The 19430-nt window shown below is 31.2% G+C and carries 17 protein-coding genes and 1 tRNA gene; 5 read left to right on the forward strand and 13 right to left on the reverse strand.

Annotated elements, in window-relative coordinates:
• Positions 1 to 6: 6 nt before the first annotated feature.
• The 10 genes from KPL37_RS11515 to KPL37_RS11560 all read right to left on the reverse strand — a co-directional run bounded on the left by KPL37_RS11515 (position 7) and on the right by KPL37_RS11560 (position 10125).
• Entirely contained in the window at positions 7 to 924 is a 918-nt protein-coding gene (locus KPL37_RS11515) for a S66 peptidase family protein (RefSeq protein WP_216149464.1), read from the reverse strand.
• Positions 925 to 987: 63 nt separating this feature from the next.
• Positions 988 to 1266, reverse strand: a complete 279-nt coding sequence (locus tag KPL37_RS11520; RefSeq protein ID WP_216149466.1) for a SoxR reducing system RseC family protein — start codon at positions 1264 to 1266, stop codon at positions 988 to 990.
• Positions 1267 to 1476: 210 nt separating this feature from the next.
• Entirely contained in the window at positions 1477 to 3147 is a 1671-nt protein-coding gene (gene ilvD, locus KPL37_RS11525; RefSeq protein WP_216149468.1) for a dihydroxy-acid dehydratase, read from the reverse strand.
• 140 nt (positions 3148 to 3287) lie between these two features.
• Positions 3288 to 3974, reverse strand: a complete 687-nt coding sequence (locus KPL37_RS11530) for a FadR/GntR family transcriptional regulator (protein ID WP_216149470.1) — start codon at positions 3972 to 3974, stop codon at positions 3288 to 3290.
• 33 nt (positions 3975 to 4007) lie between these two features.
• Entirely contained in the window at positions 4008 to 5390 is a 1383-nt protein-coding gene (locus KPL37_RS11535; protein WP_216149472.1) for a leucine-rich repeat domain-containing protein, read from the reverse strand.
• Between the two features lie 193 nt (positions 5391 to 5583).
• The gene (locus KPL37_RS11540; protein ID WP_246578247.1) at positions 5584 to 7041 is read right to left on the reverse strand and encodes an ATP-binding protein; all 1458 of its coding nucleotides are present in this window, start codon (positions 7039 to 7041) and stop codon (positions 5584 to 5586) included.
• 198 nt (positions 7042 to 7239) lie between these two features.
• The gene (locus tag KPL37_RS11545) at positions 7240 to 8586 is read right to left on the reverse strand and encodes an MATE family efflux transporter (RefSeq protein WP_216149474.1); all 1347 of its coding nucleotides are present in this window, start codon (positions 8584 to 8586) and stop codon (positions 7240 to 7242) included.
• 157 nt (positions 8587 to 8743) lie between these two features.
• A complete protein-coding gene (locus KPL37_RS11550; protein ID WP_216149476.1) occupies positions 8744 to 9352 on the reverse strand; it encodes a hypothetical protein in 609 nt (202 codons plus the stop codon).
• Between the two features lie 72 nt (positions 9353 to 9424).
• Positions 9425 to 9619, reverse strand: coding sequence for a hypothetical protein (locus KPL37_RS11555; RefSeq protein WP_216149478.1), 195 nt, complete (start codon positions 9617 to 9619; stop codon positions 9425 to 9427).
• Positions 9620 to 10034: 415 nt separating this feature from the next.
• A tRNA-Ser gene (locus tag KPL37_RS11560) sits at positions 10035 to 10125 on the reverse strand.
• 217 nt (positions 10126 to 10342) lie between these two features.
• On the opposite strand from KPL37_RS11560, the gene KPL37_RS11565 reads away from it, so the two are divergent.
• From KPL37_RS11565 to KPL37_RS11585, 5 genes are read left to right on the forward strand one after another with little or no spacing between them, the layout of a single operon-like run.
• Entirely contained in the window at positions 10343 to 11416 is a 1074-nt protein-coding gene (locus KPL37_RS11565; protein ID WP_216149480.1) for a FecCD family ABC transporter permease, read from the forward strand.
• On the forward strand, positions 11413 to 12210 hold the full coding sequence (locus KPL37_RS11570; RefSeq protein WP_216149482.1) for an ABC transporter ATP-binding protein: 798 nt from the start codon (positions 11413 to 11415) through the stop codon (positions 12208 to 12210). The genes KPL37_RS11565 and KPL37_RS11570 overlap by 4 nt, the downstream gene beginning before the upstream one ends.
• A 34-nt stretch (positions 12211 to 12244) precedes the next feature.
• The gene (locus KPL37_RS11575; protein WP_216149484.1) at positions 12245 to 13321 is read left to right on the forward strand and encodes an ABC transporter substrate-binding protein; all 1077 of its coding nucleotides are present in this window, start codon (positions 12245 to 12247) and stop codon (positions 13319 to 13321) included.
• 18 nt (positions 13322 to 13339) lie between these two features.
• A complete protein-coding gene (locus tag KPL37_RS11580) occupies positions 13340 to 13711 on the forward strand; it encodes an iron-sulfur cluster assembly scaffold protein (RefSeq protein ID WP_216149486.1) in 372 nt (123 codons plus the stop codon).
• Between the two features lie 39 nt (positions 13712 to 13750).
• Entirely contained in the window at positions 13751 to 15211 is a 1461-nt protein-coding gene (locus KPL37_RS11585) for a ThiF family adenylyltransferase (protein WP_216149488.1), read from the forward strand.
• Positions 15212 to 15312: 101 nt separating this feature from the next.
• Here KPL37_RS11585 and KPL37_RS11590 read toward each other — a convergent pair whose 3' ends face one another.
• From KPL37_RS11590 to KPL37_RS11600, 3 genes are all read right to left on the reverse strand, one after another.
• On the reverse strand, positions 15313 to 15537 hold the full coding sequence (locus KPL37_RS11590; protein ID WP_216149490.1) for a MoaD/ThiS family protein: 225 nt from the start codon (positions 15535 to 15537) through the stop codon (positions 15313 to 15315).
• A 68-nt stretch (positions 15538 to 15605) separates the two neighbouring features.
• Positions 15606 to 17402 carry an aldehyde ferredoxin oxidoreductase family protein gene (locus KPL37_RS11595; protein ID WP_216149492.1) on the reverse strand — a complete coding sequence of 599 codons (1797 nt, stop codon included), beginning with the start codon at positions 17400 to 17402 and terminating at the stop codon, positions 15606 to 15608.
• 201 nt (positions 17403 to 17603) lie between these two features.
• The gene (locus tag KPL37_RS11600) at positions 17604 to 19430 is read right to left on the reverse strand and encodes a sigma 54-interacting transcriptional regulator (RefSeq protein WP_216149494.1); all 1827 of its coding nucleotides are present in this window, start codon (positions 19428 to 19430) and stop codon (positions 17604 to 17606) included.

The following is a 19430-nucleotide window of genomic DNA, read 5'->3' on the forward strand; positions in this document are numbered from 1 at the left end:
TTCAAATTATTCTACCACAGCATCCAACACATTTATAATTCCACTCTTCGCATTCATCCTTACCCTGGCTCCAATCGGAACTGTAAGTTTAGGGTAATCATGACCTGAACAAAATCCTGAAAACATAGGCATGTCTAAATTGTATAATCTATCCTCAAGAACTTCTTCTAGTGTAAGACTTCTTTCATAATGAGGTAAATCGCAATCTTTAAATTGGCCCAAAATAATTCCCTTACATTGTTGAAGTTTTTTTGATAATAGTAGTTGTGTTAGTATTCTATCAACTCTATAAGGTGCCTCACTAACTTCTTCTATAAAAAGTATTTTATCTTTCATATCAATTTCATAGGGAGTCCCAAGTGAATTACATATTAATCCCAAATTACCACCTATAAGATTACCCTCAACTATACCCGGATTTATGCATACTGTCTTAAACTCATCTGGATTTTTAATAGTATATAGTTTATTCCCTTCCATAAATGTAAACATAAAGCTTTTTAATGTGACCACATCTTCTAAATTAGAAGTACCCATTGGACTATGAAAGGTTGTTAAGCCACATTTCTCATAAAAAATATTTAGAAAAACTGTTATATCGCTAAAACCTGCAAATATCTTCGGATTTTTCTTTATTATATCATAATCCAAATATGGCAGTATTCTACTTGAGCCATACCCACCCCTAACGCAAAGTATCATGTCTACTTCTTTATCTTTAAACATTTCCATAACATCGGATGCTCTGTCTTTGTCTTTGCCAGCAAGATAACCCCATTTATCATATAAATGTTTCCCTTCTAATACATTAAAACCTAGATTTTTCAGCAATAATATTGCCTTTTTTATTGCTTTTATATTTTCAGGACTTGCAGGGGAAATTAGTCCAATAGTATCTCCGAACCTTAGCCTTTTCCCAATCATCGTTAGCACCCCCTCCGATTAATTTAAAATATCAAATAATTAAAAAGCTTATTATATTAATGTCTACAAATCTTCCCAATAAATTTTTTCTTCTTTATCATCCATAACAGCTGATTTATCAAACAATTTAATCATTACAATTGCAAATATAAACCCAATAATTCCTCCGCAAACTCTAGAAATTTGAATAGGAGCTCCAATAAATTTTCCTATATGTTGCCCTAAAACTACTCCAAAAATCACAATTATTATTGGAAAAACAAAAATCATAAATGAAGCCAATAACATATTAGTCTTTTTTTCTTTCAATTCACCTTTTTCTTTAGATTGATCTATTTTCATATTACTCTCCTCTCAAACAAAAACTTATTCTAATAAAATTAAAACTTAGCTTAATTATTTTCTTTTTATACGCTTAAGCAACTATAATTATATATTATATAGATATGAAAGACAATAATATAAATATAATAGCCTACATCTTAATATTAAGATATAAGCTATTATATTTATAATTTTTAATTTAATACAAATTTTTAATTTAATACAAATTTAAAATTTAGGAATTTCTAATATAGCACCTTTATTCCCTGATGACACTAACGCAGCATACCTAGCAAGATAACCCGTTGTAATACTGGGTTTTCTTGGTTTCCAGTTTATTCTTCTTATTTTAAGCTCTTCGTCAGTTACTTTAAAATTAATTGAATTAGCATTAATATCTATTGATATAATATCACCCTCATGAATTAGAGCAATATTTCCGCCAACTGCAGCTTCTGGAGAAACGTGTCCAATTGCGGCTCCCCTAGTTGCACCACTAAATCGTCCATCCGTTATAAGAGCTACGCTATTGCCGAGCCCTCGTCCCATAATTGCAGATGTTGGATTAAGCATCTCTCTCATACCAGGTCCACCCTTAGGACCTTCATATCGAATTACAATAACATCTCCAGGAATAATCTTATCTGAATTGATAGCACTTAATGCATCCTCTTCACAATCAAAGACTCTTGCTGGTCCTTCATGTTTTAACATTTCAGTTGATACTGCAGACCGTTTTACAACACATGAATCTGGAGCAAGGTTACCTTTAAGTACAGCAATTCCACCAGTAGCACTATAAGGATTTGTAATTGTACGAATAACCTGCGTATCTTTTATTACACATCCTTTAATATTTTCTGCAACAGTTTTACCTGTACATGTTATCAAATTCGTATTTAGTAAATTTAATTTATTTATCTCATTCATAACAGCATAAACTCCACCTGCCTCATTTAAATCCTCAACATATGTATGTCCTGCTGGGGCAAGGTGACAAAGATTAGGCGTCTTATCGCTAATATCATTAGCCATATCAACATTTAAATCTATACCTACTTCATGAGCAATTGCTGGCAGATGAAGCATGCTATTTGTACTACATCCAAGTGCCATATCCATAGTTAGAGCATTTTTAAATGCACCTTCTGTCATAATATCTCTCGGCCTTATATTTTTGCCCAGCAGTTCCATAATTTTCATTCCAGCGTGTTTTGCAAGCCTAATTCGCTCAGAATAAACCGCTGGGATAGTTCCATTTCCACCAAGTCCCATTCCAAGAACTTCAGTTAAACAATTCATACTATTTGCAGTATACATACCAGAACAAGAACCACAGGTTGGACAACACTTATTCTCAAATTCTTCTAACTTTTCCTCAGTAATTTTACCAACATTAAACTCACCAACCGCCTCAGATATGCTTGAAAAACTTGTTTTACATCCATCAATTTTACCTGCAAGCATAGGTCCACCACTTACAAAAATAGTTGGCACATTAACTCTTGCTGCTGCCATTAAAAGTCCTGGTACATTTTTATCACAATTTGGCACCATTACTAGTGCATCAAAAGCATGAGCCATAGCCATTGCCTCTGTTGAATCAGCAATTAAATCTCTTGTAGCTAGTGAATACTTCATACCTTGATGACCCATTGCAATTCCATCACATACTGCAATTGCAGGGAAAACTATTGGAGTACCACCTTTCATTGCTATACCAATTTTCACAGCCTCTACAATTTTATCTAAATTCATATGACCTGGTACAATATCATTTTTTGAACTAACGATACCTATAAGAGGCCTTTCCATTTCTTCTTTTGTAAAACCTAAAGCATTAAATAGTGCGCGTTGAGGTGCTCTGCTTGTTCCCTTTGTTACTACATCACTTCTCATAACATTACCACCTTTATAAATTATAGTCTCTAGTTGTATGTTTTTATTGTATGTTGTATGATGTCTGTTGTCAATGATGTAATATACTTTTATAAAAAAATAAATGCCAACTCTTATACAATAAAGAACTGACATTTGTTTTATTCATTACTTATTCCAAGTCCCCTCATAGCGCGTAAAATATGAAGTTTCATTGCTGTTTTTGCACCTTCCGCGTCCCTGGCCTCTAAAAACTCCATAATCATATGATGATCACTTAGCGTATCGCAAATTATCATTTCATTTTCATAGGATAAAATGACGCCCTTATCAATTGCCTTGTAAAGTATCGGCATTAACTTATTCATAAACTCATTATGCGTTGCCTTTGCAATGGATTTATGAAAAGCTTGCTCAGTCTCGGTACGGTCTAGCTTATTTAAAATTTTCTCTTCCTCTAATCTACCATAATATAATATCCTTGCTAGCTCTTTTTCAGTTGCCCTTTTTGCCGCATAATAAGCAGTTTGAGGCTCAAAAATCAATCTCATTTCATACAAATCTTTAACATTCATCTTAATTGTAGAAAATTCTTCTAATCCAAAATTTCCATTAAGTTTCTCATGATTTGTCACATATGTTCCTTTGCCTCTCTTAATTTCAAGTATATTGTGAGTTACTAAAATACGAATGCTTTCGCGAAGTGTAGTCCTACTTACTCCTAACTGCTTGGATAATTCATTTTCATTTGGTAATTTTTCTCCAATAACAAACTTTTTATCTATAGTAATCATTGCAAGGATATCATCAGCAACACTTTGGGATAAATTTTTTTCTTTCCTTGGCATAAGATAACCTTCCTCTCTATTAAAACTTTCTTCTTATTTACTCTCCCATTTAGGCAAGGCATTTTGTAGTGATTGCATATCTTTAACATCAATTTGATTCATATTGACATTTAAATCAGTTAGGTTAGTCAATCCTTTTAAAGGATTTATATTAGTAATTTGATTATTACTTAAATTTAATGAAGTCAAATTAGTCAACTTCTCAATCCCTGAAAGATTTGTGATATGTTTATCTTGTGCATCTTGCAAACTTGTTATCTTATCAACATCAGACTTTAAAATATCTCCAGTAGGTAGTTGTATAGCATTTCTTATTAGTATTTCTAAATTTTGATCAGCAAATGTAATAACTGTGTTATCTTCAACCTGATTGCTGACACTTATTATATTTTGTTTAGGAGTAATAACTGTATTAACATCACCAGGCATTTCTAAATCTTTATAATTAGTATTTCCTGCAGAATAATCTTTTATTTTATTAGTGTCTAAATATAAATCAGTCAGTTTAGTCAATTCCTTCACAGGCTCTATATCGTTCATTTTATTTGCTGTTAAATTCAAACTAGTCAATTTAGTAAGTCCTTTTAAAGGTTCTATATCGCTCATATTATTCGCAGCTAAATTCAAACTAGTCAAATTAGTAAGTTCCTTTAAAGGTTGTATATCAATCATCTTATTAGTAGCTAAATTCAAATCGGTTAAGTTAGCTAATCCCTTTAAAGATTCTATGTTACTCATTTGATTTACAGCTAAATTCAAATTAATCAATTTAACAAGTCCTTTTAAAGGTTCTATGTTACTCATTTGGTTATCAGCCAAATTCAAATTAGTCAATTCAGTAAGTCTCTTTAAAGGCTCTATGTTACTCATTTTGTTCGCTGCTAAACTTAAATCAGTCAATTTAGTAAGCCTCTTTAAAGGTTCTATATTACGCATCAAGTTAGTATCCAGATTCAGATGAGTCAGTTTAATAAGCCCTATCAATGGTTCTATGTTATTGATTTTATTAGATGCTAAATTCAAATCAGTCAAATCTGTTAATCCATTCAAAGGTTTTAAATTACTAATTTGGTTGTTACTTAAATTTAGACAAACTAAACTAGTAAGATTTTCTATCCCTGAAAGATTCTTAATATGTTTACCTTTAGTATTTTGAAGGTTTGTTATCTTATCAACATCATCCCTTAAAATATCACCAGTAGGTGACTGTATATGCTCTCTTATTGTTTTTTCCAGGTTTTTATCTGGAAATGTAATCACCGTACTCTCTGTTAACTTTGTACTTACCAGTGTTCGTTTAAAGTTACTATTTAAGGATGAATTTTTTGCAAATTTATAGCCACCCACACTAAAAACAACTAATAAAAACAAAAAAATGCTTATCCACTTAACTTTAATATACTGCATATCTATCATTTTTATAATCCCCCATTTGTAATAGTAATTAAACTACATTGTATATTGTATTTATAATAAAACTTTAACAATTGAGGGCCTTATGTCATTCATTTTGTTCTAATGCTCCAAAAAATTTCAAATACTTCCCCTGTATCTTAGTTTTTTAATAAATAAGCATTGTACATTTTGTATTTATAGATTTATTTTTGGGTTATAAATAAACATCTGAAAGTTCCACACGTATATTCTCATTATCACTTTTTCCGTTACTACTATATAACATATTCTCTTTGATCGCCTTCCCAGCTGGAAGTTCAACTATAAATTTACTTCCTTTTCCAAATTCACTTTCAGCATATATAATGCCTCCATGTAATTCTACAATCGATTTAACTAAACTTAAACCAATACCTGTACCTTCTGAATTTCTTGATAATGATTTATCTACTTGTTTAAATCTATCAAAAATCATATTCAAGTTTTCTTTTTCAATTCCAATGCCGTTATCTTTCACTGAAATTTGGAAATATTTATCTTTATCCTTAAACTCCACAAATATTTCATCACCTTCATTGGAAAATTTTATTGCATTTGATATAAGATTTAATAATATTCTTTGTATCATTTCAGGATCGCATGCAACAATTTTTTCCTCAGTATCGGTATCAAAAATAATATGTATGCCTTTAATATCCGTAATATTAGTTACAGACATTACTATTTCTTCTACAACCTCAACAATGTTCTTATTTGATAAATTCAATTGGAAGAATCCTGCTTGGATTTTTGATGAATCGACTATATTATTTATAAGTTTAGATAACCTATATGAATTTAATTTCATTGAGTCAAGATATTTAATAATAGTTTCTCTGCGCTCATCTAATGAACCATTATCACAATACATTTGAAATAATTGTATAGCTGAAAAGATTACATTTAGTGGTGTTTTAAGTTCATGAGAAATATTTGCAATAAACTCTTCATGTGAAATAAGCAATTTATTCAATTCTTTATTCACTTCATTTTTTTTCTTAACTTCCTCGTACATAAAATTTGAAATGTACTTAATAAATATAATATTACCTATAATAAGTACAAAGCCCAAGATGGTCAATAAACATCGCTGAATTACTTGAGTATTTGCGACCTTATTGCGCGAGCTATTTACCTCTAAATCAATTTGACTTATTAGTATATTATCAGTAACCTTAAAATTATCAACTAACTTTTTGCCTTGATTTAAGTTTTGTTTTGCCTGCGCTAATTTCCCATCATTAACCAATTCTATTTGTTGTTTATAAAACTTTTGAATAGATTTCATCTGTTGGCTAAGTTGATTTGTAATATCAACACCTAGCGCTGTATCCTTCAAATTATCTAAGGAATTATAATATCCTTGTACTTGTTTATTCCCTAAATAATAGGGTTCTAAAAATTCTTTGTTTTCTGAAATTATATAAGCCCGAATGCCTGATTCTTGATTAATAAGTGACGTTAGAATTTCCGTTGAAAATATTTTTGCCGGAATTATTTTTTTAATAATAAAATCAGATTCCCTACACACTTTATTCATACTATAAATGCTAAATAATATTATAATTAACGATAAACAAGCAATTGAAAAATACCCTAAAACTGTAGTTCGTCTACTTCTACTCCTACCCATAATAAATATCCTCGTTTCAAAAATAACTTTTACTACTGTAAATTAAATATTACATATTTCAGTAACATATTACCACATTTTCTTACAAATTACTACATATCGCTTATTCTAAAACGAGATTGTTATTTTGTTTTTGGTAAGAAATAAAAGTTATCTAATTCTCAGCATTGTTTTATGTATGTCCTATACTTACGAATTCTAAGTAATAATTTGCTTCTTCTTCCATCTCCCAGACCTCAGGTATATTATACACATTATAAGTGAGACGAATGTTGCAAGAGGAGATGCAAACCCTATTTCATATAGGGTGATACCTACTCTTTTACTTAAAATAAAGGACAATGGAATACGCATAAAAAAAGTAGCAATTAAACTATGTATCATTGGGAATAAAGAATTGCCACAACCACTGAAAAACGAGTTCATACAAAATACAAAACATACCAAAATGCAGTCAATACTGTATGATTTCAGATATAGTGCGGCTGTTTTTATGACCTCAACATCCCTCGAAAACAATGCAGTTAGCGAAGTTGGATTAGTTTGTGCATACGCATAACATATTATTCCTATAATTAATGAACATCCCACCCCTATATACAAACATTGTTTCGCTCTTTCCTGCTTTCCTGCTCCCATGTTCTGAGCTGTCATTGCTGCAATTGCTGAAGCAAATGCAATAGTTGGAAGCATTGTAAATACAATTATTTTTTCTACAACGCCTACAGATGCTGAAGCCGTAAGCCCCATTACATTAATAACCGCTGTAATTATTATAAAAGAAACATTAATTAAACCATCCTGTAATGCTATCGGTACTCCTAACTTAAATACTCTCTTTGCTTTGCCTGATACAATCCTAATATGGCTGCGATTGAACTCAAAAACAAAACCCACCTTTTTTATATACATGACTCCAATTATGAAACTTATAGCTTGAGCAGCTATAGTAGCAATTGCAGCTCCTGGTGCACCCATATGGAAAACACCAACTAATATTAAATCTACAGCAATGTTAGTTACGCAAGCTACTGTTATAAAATATAATGGTGCTTTTGAATTACCTAACCCTCGTAGAATACCACTTAACGCATTATATCCTATAATAAATGGTATACCACAAGAACATATGAGAATATATTGTTTTGTGTATTTAAGTGCCTCTGCTGGTGTATTCATTAACCTTGTAATAGTTCCTGTTAGTAGTACCATAATTACAGTCAAAAAAGCAGCCATTATAACAAATATACAAATAATAGTTCCAATTGCCTCTGCAATATCCTTGTATTTTTTTGCACCCAAATAGTTGCCGATTATAATTGTACCGCCTGTGGTAATTCCAAGAATAAGACTTGTAATTGTCTGCATAATCTGACTTCCTGTTGCCACCGCAGAAACTTGGGCAGAATTATCAAACTGACCAACAACTAGCAAATCTGCTGCACCATAAAATGCTTGCAGCAAACTTGCTAATAGAAACGGAAATGCAAATTTTAATAGTGTGGGGATAACCTTTCCATTTGTTAAATCATTATGTTGTTGCATTAATATATAACCTCCTAAAATAAAAAATGCTGCGTAAGACAGTTGATTTTACGCAACCACCTTATCCAGCATATAGTTATATACCCTCCGATGAATATCTTAAATGTAACACATGGTCAAAATATTGTCAAAATATATGGATCAAGTAATTTTTGACTTAAAAAGGAATTATACTAAGTAAATTTTCTTTTGTTTTAAGATAATTTACTGGATTCAAATAATCTTTTTCAGAAACTTCTATGGTTATAGGGCAATCATATTCATATTTATTATATAAATACATTATATCATTTAATAATTCTAAATCTTTTCCTTGAATAAATCCTATTCCATGATTATTTTTGCCGTATCCATTATCCCCTAGATTAGCTAAATGAATTAACATTACATTTTTATTATTCCATTCAAAAAACTTATCAAGTGTTATTGATATTTTACAATATTCTAACAACTTTATAGTAACCAAAGCATGACAAGTATCTAAAACCGTTCCAATTTTACCTTTAAATCCATATTTAGCTATAAAATAATCAACATACATACAGTTATCATTCAAAAAACCATTTCTTCCATAATATCCTTTGTAATTGTTAGCTAAAGGAATTATGTTTTCTATAGCAATAGAAATGTTAGGATATTTATTAAAAGCATCCACTAAAACATTATCTATTAGTCTAATTTTATTCAAATTAGTTATATCTTGATTAAAATTCATTGCACAATGAACAATAACCATTATGTTTTTATTGAATTTTATACCTACCATATTTGCTAGTTCACATGTCTTAAAAAATATATCTTTCTTAACTTTATCATAAAAGTCATCAATTTCTACATCTTAACCCTCTACTAGAGGGGTATGGATTATACTCACGTCTAATTCTGAATTAACTATCATATTAAAATATTCAATTAATGATATTTTATTGCTATAAAATTCTTTAAGTAACTGAATTTCAATATTATTTTCGTTTAATTTTTTTCTTACTAGAAAGTTTTCCTTTGATAAACCACTTTTCATTAATATTTTCATATTGTTTATTCAGACCCTTTCAACTGTTATTTATACTACCTAAATTATTCATTACACTAAATACTCCATATCAATATTAACATAAATACTCTGCTAAAATTTTTAGTAATCATATTTTCTTTTTATAAAATATATGAGACATACAAAAAACTACCTGTTAAGGTAGTCTCTAAAATGTATTATTGTATAAACAAAAAATAAAATAGACTGGCTAAATAACACCAGTCCATTGCTAGTTATATATATTTAATTAAAGGGGGACTCTAATTAAAAAATCAATTACTAGTTACTTTCTATGTATCAACAATAACAATTCTATGTGTCATTAGAATGTCGATAGTATTAATAAACTATAAACTGTTTAGTAAATATTAAAAAAAAGGACTCTAACATAATCTGTTAAATTCCTTCATTTTGGCGGAGAAAGAGGGATTTGAACCCTCGGAACGCATTACACGTTCGCCTGTTTTCGAGGCAGGTACCATAGGCCACTCGGACATCTCTCCACATATTAACTTACAATTAACATTATACCATAAAATAAATTTTTTTAAAGTACCTTTCTATTTTTAAATTAGGAATCATACCATATATACAGTATTTGTCTTTTCCATTTTACATTTATGGTGTAGGATATAAATGGATGTTATTACCTTGAATAATACTAAATATTTATTTAATTCTTTATAATTATAAATAAAACGTAAAAAAGAAGGTGTTCAAATGAAAGATATAAGTGAAACAGTATTAAACAAAAATCCTAATATTTCTATGCCTATAAAAAAAACCCATGAAATACAAATAATTATTTTACTTTTTATCATCCTTGTTGCTGTTTTTTTTATTTCACTAACTGTAGGCAGATACACAATCCCTCTCGACCAACTTTTTAATATTATTTATTCAAAGCTATTTAACCTTCCAATAACATCTCCAGCTGCTGTAGAATCTGTGTTACTTAAAGTAAGACTGCCACGGGTTATTGCCGCTATTTTGGTTGGGGCTTCTCTTTCCATATCTGGTGCTGCATACCAGGGTTTGTTTAAAAACCCCCTGGTGTCTCCCGATATACTTGGAGCTTCTGCTGGTGCTGGCTTTGGTTCAGCTTTAGCAATTCTTTTGTCATTTAATATTATTGCTATACAGTTTTCATCATTTGCATTTGGACTAGCAGCAGTTACATTTACTTATTTGTTAGGTAAAATTATAAGCCGTGGAAACAATTCAGTTGTGGTACTAGTATTGATTGGCATGGTTGTTTCAAATCTGTTTACAGCCTTTATTTCAATAATAAAATATGTAGCTGATACAGATAACCAACTTCCAGCAATAACTTTTTGGTTAATGGGTGGATTATCTTCGGTTACCTTCAAAGATTTAAAAATTATAATTTTCCCTATAATCATAAGTATAATACCTTTAATTTTATTAAGGTGGCAAATGAATGTGATTTCATTTGGAGATGAAGAGGCTTCCTCTCTTGGCATTGATACTTCTAAAATGAAAACTATTGTTATCATATGTTCATCACTGCTGACTGCAGCCGCTGTATCAATTAGTGGCATGATAGGATGGGTTGGACTTATTATACCTCACCTTGCCAGAATGATTGTTGGTCCTAATTATAAAACCCTATTGCCTGCTTCTCTCTTGTTAGGAAGTATTTTTCTTCTAATAGTAGACGATTTAGCTCGTAGTATGTTTCCAGTGGAAATACCATTAGGTATTCTAACATCATTGATTGGAGCACCATTCTTTATTTATCTATTATTAAAAGGAAGGAGAATTTGGTTATGATACTTGAGATAAAAAATGCAGTATGTGGATATGGATCAAAACCCATTGTAAAGAATATATCTACAAGCGTTGAATCTGGAGAGATATTATGTATACTTGGACCAAATGGTGTAGGTAAGACAACATTTTTTAAGACTATACTAGGATTTTTAAAATTGCAGGGTGGAGAGATATTGTTAGATGGCAAAAGCACCAAGAATTGGTCCAAAAATCAATTAGCAAAAATGATTAGTTACGTTCCTCAGACTCATACGCCCCCATTTCCTTTCAGTGTGTTTGATGTAGTATTAATGGGAAGAACAGCTCATATAGGTATGTTTTCTTCCCCATCCAAAAATGATAAGGAAATTGCAGAATCAGCAATTAGTGACTTAAATATATCCTATCTAAAAGACAAGATATATACTGAAATCAGTGGTGGCGAAAGACAAATGGTTTTAATCGCTAGGGCTCTTGCTCAACAGTCTAAAATACTTATACTAGATGAGCCTACCTCCAATCTAGACTTTGGTAATCAGGTACGTGTTTTAGAACAAATTAATAATCTTGCAAAAAAAGGCCTCGGAGTTATAATGACTTCACATTTTCCTGATCATGCTTTCCTATGTTCTACTAAAGTAGCACTTATGAATAAAAACAATAAATTTATCATTGGAAATATGGATGAAGTTATAACTGAAGAAAACCTTAAATCCGCCTATGGCGTCAATGTTAAAATCATATGTACTGAAACTAGCAATGGTGAAAAGATTAAATCCTGCATACCATTATTAAATCATGTATATCCTTATTAATTTAAAATCTTATGTATAGAAAGGATATGTTCAAATGAAAACGAATAAAAAGTTTTTGTCAATACTAGTAGTGATTGCAACCGTTATTTCATTCACTGGATGTAAAAATAATGCTAGTTCATTGAAAACTTCACAAAAAAAACAACCCACGACAAGAACAATTACCGATATGTCTGGAGAAAAAGTTAAAATACCAACAAACATTCAAAAAATTGGTGACTCATGGCCTGCACATAACGAAGTATTAAGTATGCTAGGTTCAGGTGGAAAAATTGTTGCTACAGTCCTCACTCCACAGGGAAGACCTTGGTTATATAAAGTAAATCCTCAGATGAACAGGGCAGAAACCGTTTTTACTGCTGCAGATGTTAATGTAGAAGAGCTTTTGAAAACAAAACCTGATATTGTATTTATGCCTTTAAGCTATAAATATGGAGACAAAATAGCAAGTGCTGGTATTCCTGTTGTGCAATTAGCTTTTACAAATTTTGAAGAATTAAAAAATTGTTTCAAACTTACGGGTGATATACTTGGAACTGAAGGTAAACAAAAATCAACTAAATATAATTCATATTTAGATAGTAAACTTAAAATGGTAAAATCTATAACTTCAAGTATACCAAAAAATCAGAAACCAAAGGTTCTTCATATAAGTTCGCTTTCACCATTAACTGTTGATGGCGGTGACTCAATTATTGATGCATGGATTAATGTAGCAGGTGGAACTAATGCTGCAGGCGAAATCAAAGGCAATATGAAGGTGGTATCCATGGAACAAGTACTTAAATGGAATCCAGATTTTATCATTCTTGGAGCAGATACAAAAAATTCAGAAAGTGTTATGAATTCTGATGTATGGAAAAAAGTAACTGCCGTTCAAAACTCAAAAGTAGTTCATAATCCTGATGGAGCTTATATGTGGGATCGTTACAGCGCTGAAGAAGCATTACAAATACAGTGGGCTGCAAAACTTTTACATCCAGATAAATTTAATAATTTAGATATTATTAAGGAGACTATTAATTTCTATAAAGAATTCCTTAACTATACTCTTACAAAAGAAGAGGCTAATCTAATACTTAGTGGTAAACCTCCCATAAAACCACAATAATAAAGTGAGGTGTTTATTTTGTATAATGATATAGTTATGGATCATTTTTCTGATCCAAGAAATGTTGGAGAAATACCTGATGCAGATGGTATCGGCGAAATAGGTAATTCATCAGATGGTGACAAAATAAAAATATTTATAAAAGTAAAAGACAACTTATTGATTGACGTTAAATTTAGAACATTTGGATGTGGAGCTGCAATTGCTGCAAGCAGTATGGTTACAGTCCTATCCATTGGTAAAACATTAGACTATGCCCTAAATATACAAAATGAAGATGTTTCAAAAGCTCTAGGAGGATTGCCTATTGAAAAAATGCTATGTTCAAACATAGCAGCCGATGCATTACATAAGGCAATAAAAAATTATTTATCACTCCAGGGATTATAACTTCTCTCACTTAAATTATTTCATAGTAGGAGGCTTTCAATGATTTTATCTAAAGAACAAATTAATAGATATTTAAGACATATAATAATTCCTGAAATAAGTGGACCAGGCCAAAAGAAAATAACTAAAATAAAAATTTGTTTATATGCATCTACCGTACAAGAGGCATCTTCTCTTATATATTATCTTGCAGCCTCTGGCATAGGTTTTATTTCATGTTCCTTTAAAGATGACCGTGGATGTGATGCATTATATAAAAACATAAAAGATCTAAATGGAGATGTCGTTATTGAGACTTTTGATAATCAATTACCTGGACACATTAGCTCTGTTTTCGATGAAGATTTTGTAATTAGAATATTAATTAGTAAATATATGGGCCTCCAAGATAATTTGATAAGTTTTTCTAGTAGCCATGGCCTTTGTAAATTCATTCCTACAGTTGTAGCAATTAACAGTGGTTGGAATGGATCTCTAAAAACTTTTAACAATCAAGATGATTTTAACGATTTACTTATAAATCCTCTACCTGTAGATTTAAATTCCCATGGAAATACTACTCACGAAAAAAAAGGTAACATTCTTTCTAATTGTCTTCTTGGTGCTCTCACAACAGTTGAGTGCATTAAGCTTTGTTTGAAGATAGGAATTGTATTAGATAAACCTTTATGCTTTAATCTTCTATCCATGAAATTTTATAAGCCGGATAATGAGAATTTAAATTTAGCAATTACCGATTTTTTTAATTCTAAGAATGAATTACACGCTAATTTAGAAAAAACTCATAATAGTAAAAAACTATCAGATAGTAAAGTATTAATTGTAGGTGTTGGTGGACTAGGTTCACCTGTTGCTTATGCACTGTCACTTTTAGGAATTGGCACCATTGGCCTTGTTGATTATGATAAAGTTGAAATAAGTAACCTTAACCGTCAAATACTTCATACGACTTCTAGGATTGGTATGCCAAAAGTTGCGTCAGCAAAAGTTTTTATAAAAAATCTTAATCCAAATGTTAATATAGTAACTTACAATACAGGCCTAAATACTAGTAATGCTATAAATATAATTAAGGATTATGACATTATTATAGATGGAGTTGATAATTTCAAATGTCGTTATCTGCTAAATGACTCATGTTTTTTAGCAGATAAACCACTTGTAGATGCTGCTGCTATAAGGTTTCATGGGTTAATTATGACTATGGTTCCAAATAAAAGTCCATGTTATCGATGTGTTTTCCCTGTTATTCCAAATCAAAATAGTACTATGAGTTGCTCTGAATCAGGCGTTTTAGGACCTTTGCCTGGAGTGATGGGTTTTCTTCAAGCCGCTGAAGTTGTAAAGTTTTTGTTAGACACAGGAGACACATTGTCTAACAGGATAATCTATTATGATGCTTTAGACTCAGATTTTGACACTATTGGTACACATAAATTAGCAAAGTGTGATTTATGTGGTGATAATCCAACAATTACTGTTAAATCATCTTCTAGGTAGCTGCAATAATAACAATTTCTGATGGAATGTCGTTAAGTAATAACTAACAAAGGAATCAGCTAAATTAAAGCTGATTCCTTTGTTAGTTTCGCTTTTAAAAATTATCCCCCTCCAACTGGTGGGAAAAGTGCTATTACGTCTCCTTCTACCAAAGGATTGCCAAATTGTCCATCTCGTCCATTTACAAGTAAAATTGCAATTTCAGACTTTTCTATTCCTAATTCAGCTATAACATCTTCTAAAGTTTTACCCTCATCCAGTTCAAAAACTTGAATTTTATCCCTACCATCTCTAAATGTAGCAAATAATTTCACTGTAACTTTCACATTTTCACCTCCCAATTAGACATTTATAACACTGTTTAACTTATTATATTTATTGGAAATTTATAAAACTACAATCCTAATTCTTTCAATTTTTTTTCTGTTGGAATACCTTTTTCATCCCAGCCTCTTTCCTTGTAATATTGTGGAAGGAGTTCTGATAATCTGTGTACACTCCCTTTCGATGGACCGTCTACAATTGGTTCTGTAAGTAATCTTTTTGGTAACGTATCTTGAGATGCATCTATTCCAGCTTGCAAATTAAATTGTCTTTCAATATTCCAAATTCTATCTCCTGATTCAAGTATAGATTCCGCAGTGTGTTCCGTTCCACATACTGCATTATACAAAGCGGCATAATCTGGAGCTCCCATAGCAAATGATGTAAACAGACATAAACCAAGGGAATCTATAGATGCAGTTAAGTCTTGGAAAATCTTAGTCCAAGTAGCCTTTCCATCAATTGCAAACCTATCCAATTTTTCTGGCAATCCAAGTATCTCTGGTGATATCATATATCCTCTTACATGACAACCACCCCTGTTGGATGTAGCAAATGAAAGTCCTTGCCCCATTATACCTCTTGGATCATAAGCAGGAATTTCAAGTTTTTTAACTGACATTGAAAGATCGGCTACGCCATATGAATCACAAAGTCTATATGAACCTTCCGCCATTTTAGCTCCAAATCCTTCACCTTTTCCTATTTTTATAGTCCAATCAATCATTCCTTGTACATTACCAAATTCTAATGGAGTTCCCTCAAGTTCATCCTCTTTAATATATCCCCTTTGATAAAGCTCCATTCCAGCTGCTATAGTTGCCCCTACCGAAATTGTATCTAAACCATATTCATTACACCAGTAATTTGCCTTAAATGTTGCAACTATATCATAGACTCCACAATCCGAACCAAAAGCCCATAATGTTTCATATTCTGGTCCACCAACCTCTATACCCATGTCCTCAATTTTAACCCATCTTCCGCAAGCAATTGGGCATCTAAAACAAGGATTTTTTCTTACCAAGTAATCCTTAGTCATTGTTTCGCCACTAATGTCATCAGCTTTTTCAGTATAAGACTCTTGAAAATTATTAACTGGATGTACACCATTTTCATTTAGTATATTTACAAGTACTGCAGTTCCGTATGTTGGAAGACCTGCTCCTGTAACTCCATTTGCCTTTATAGTCTTAAGCCAAACTTTTGAAACCTCTTTTAATTTGGCCGCATCTGCTATTTGAGGTTTTGAACTTCCTTTAACTGCAATAGCTTTAAGATTTTTTGAACCCATAACCGCTCCAACACCCGAACGGGCTGCTGCTCTATCATAATCATTCATTATAGCAGCCATATTAGATAGCCTTTCTCCTGCTGGTCCAATAGTCATAATTTTTGATTTATCAGGCATTTCTTTTCTTATAATATCTGTGGTTTCTGTAACAAGCTTTCCCCAAAGACCGCTTGCATCCTTTATTTCTACCTTATCATCTATTATTGTTAAGTAAACTGGTGTATCCGCCTTGTCCTCAAATATAATCATATCATAGCCTGCAGCTTTGAATTCAGCTCCCCAGTAACCACCAGAATTTGAACAAGCAATCGTACCTGATTGTGGTGATTTTGTAACCACCATATATCTCCCACCTGTTGGAACAGGTGTTCCTGTTAATGGTCCTGTAATAATTATAAGTTTATTTTCAGGGCTTAATGGATCAACCTTAGGATCTACCTCATCCATAAATATTTTTGTTCCAAGCCCTCTACCACCTATAAACTTTTTAGCTAGCTCTAAATCAAGTGCCTCAACTTTAATAGTCCTATCTTTTAAATTAATTCTTAATATTTTACCATTATAACCGTACATGGAAACTCCTCCTTTTATTTTTTTACATGCTTATATTTATAGCAAGTTTTATGCCAATATATTGCAAAAAAATTCTTTTTAGAAGTGTTCATACTACAGTGTTCTAATGTTATATAAAATAGATCTTGAAAATAATTTACTAACCATCCCAATTTAATACACTTTATCGGGTTTTAGATTGTCTTATTTTAGAACTGTGTTTCATTTTCGGACAGCAATGTTATATTTTTCTATTTTTCTATATAGAGAACTTCTTGCAATATCTAATATTTTTGCGGCTAAGGTCATATTACCTTTAACTTCATTTATAACTTCAGTTATATGTTGTATCTCCATCTGCTCTAAGCTATTTCCATTATATAAATCTATTGATTTTTTTTCGTCACTGGATTCTTCATTCCATAAATTTCTTTGAATTACTTCTGAATTAACAATAAGTTCAATTACATTTTCCAGTTCTCTTATATTTCCCGGCCAATCATAATTTTTTAAGTAATTCATATATTCCTCTGAAATGTGTACACTGTGTTTATTAAGTTTTTGAGATATTTTCCTCATATAATAATTTACTAATTCAGATATATCCTCTTTGCGTTCTCTTAGTGGTGGTAATTGTAATGGAAGAACATTTAGTCTATAATAAAGATCTTTTCTAAAATTTCCATTTTCCACCTCATGTTTTAACTCTTTATTTGTAGATGCCATAATTCTTACATCGATATTTACTAATTTTGAACTTCCTATTTTATTTATTACTTCTTCTTCAATTACTCTTAACAACCTTATCTGCATATCAGGCGGCATTTCTCCTATTTCATCCAGAAAAATTGTACCACCCTTTGCAATTTCAAATTTACCTACATTACCACCTTTTTTTGCACCTGTAAATGCTCCTCCCTCATAACCAAAAAGTTCAGATTCTATAAGTGTTCTTGGTATTGCACCACAGTTTACTGCTATAAAAGGCCCTTCACTACGTTTACTGTGATTGTGAATTGCTTGTGCAAAAATTTCCTTGCCTGTACCACTTTCACCCGTAATCAATATTGTAGATTTACTATCTGCTATTTTTTTAGCATACTCAATAAGTTTCTTGAATTTTTCATTTACTCCTATTATTTTGTCAAAAGTATACACGGCTTGACCACTTAATATTTTACCAGCAAGCTTCCTGCCCTTTTTTAGTTCACAAAATTGAAGTGTTATACCTTTAATCTTCATATCAAAGCTATAAATAGAGTGTGCCGTAACAGTAAATTGTAATTTGTTTACACGTGTATTTACATACATATCCTCACTTATAAAAGTATCCTTTTCTTTAAGTCGTTCTATTATTTTATGAAAGTTAAAAATCAAATCAGATACCATCATATTTTTCATTTCCTGTTCATCATAACCAAACATATTAACAACTTGCTTATTTATTGTTGTAATATTACCAAATAAATCACAAGTCAAAATTCCTGATGATATGGAATCAATAGTGTCTTTAAGGCGTTTCTCTGAAATTTCAAGCATTAAATTATATTTGTTATTTTCAATAGTTTTTTCAATAGCATTTGCTGTTATTACTACCATACCAAGGGTATGAATATTAACATTTTCCGTAAATCCAATTAAATTAATAATTCCAAATATGTTACCCAAATCATCCTTAATTGGTGCAGAGCAGCATGTCCATTTATGATATTCATTGATAGAATGCTCCGTGCCAGAAACCTTAACAGGTACTCCTTTAGAAAGTACCTGCCTCATTGCCCTAGTCCCAATACTATAATCATCCATATACGCACCAATGATGATTTTTAATTTTGAAGCCTCTAATAATATTTCAGGATCTCCAATTATACTTAATATACATCCCTCACCATCGCATAATAATGCAAAAAAACTATAGCCTTTTACAAAATTATATAAATTGTTCATGAATGGTGTTGCATTCAAAATAAATTCTTCGCTTTGCTCTAATATTCTTCGTAATTCATTTTTATTAGATTTATTGTGCAAGACTTCAACGTATGTACCCAT

It is taken from the genome of Clostridium frigoris (assembly GCF_018861865.1).
Lineage (GTDB): Bacteria > Bacillota > Clostridia > Clostridiales > Clostridiaceae > Clostridium_AD > Clostridium_AD frigoris.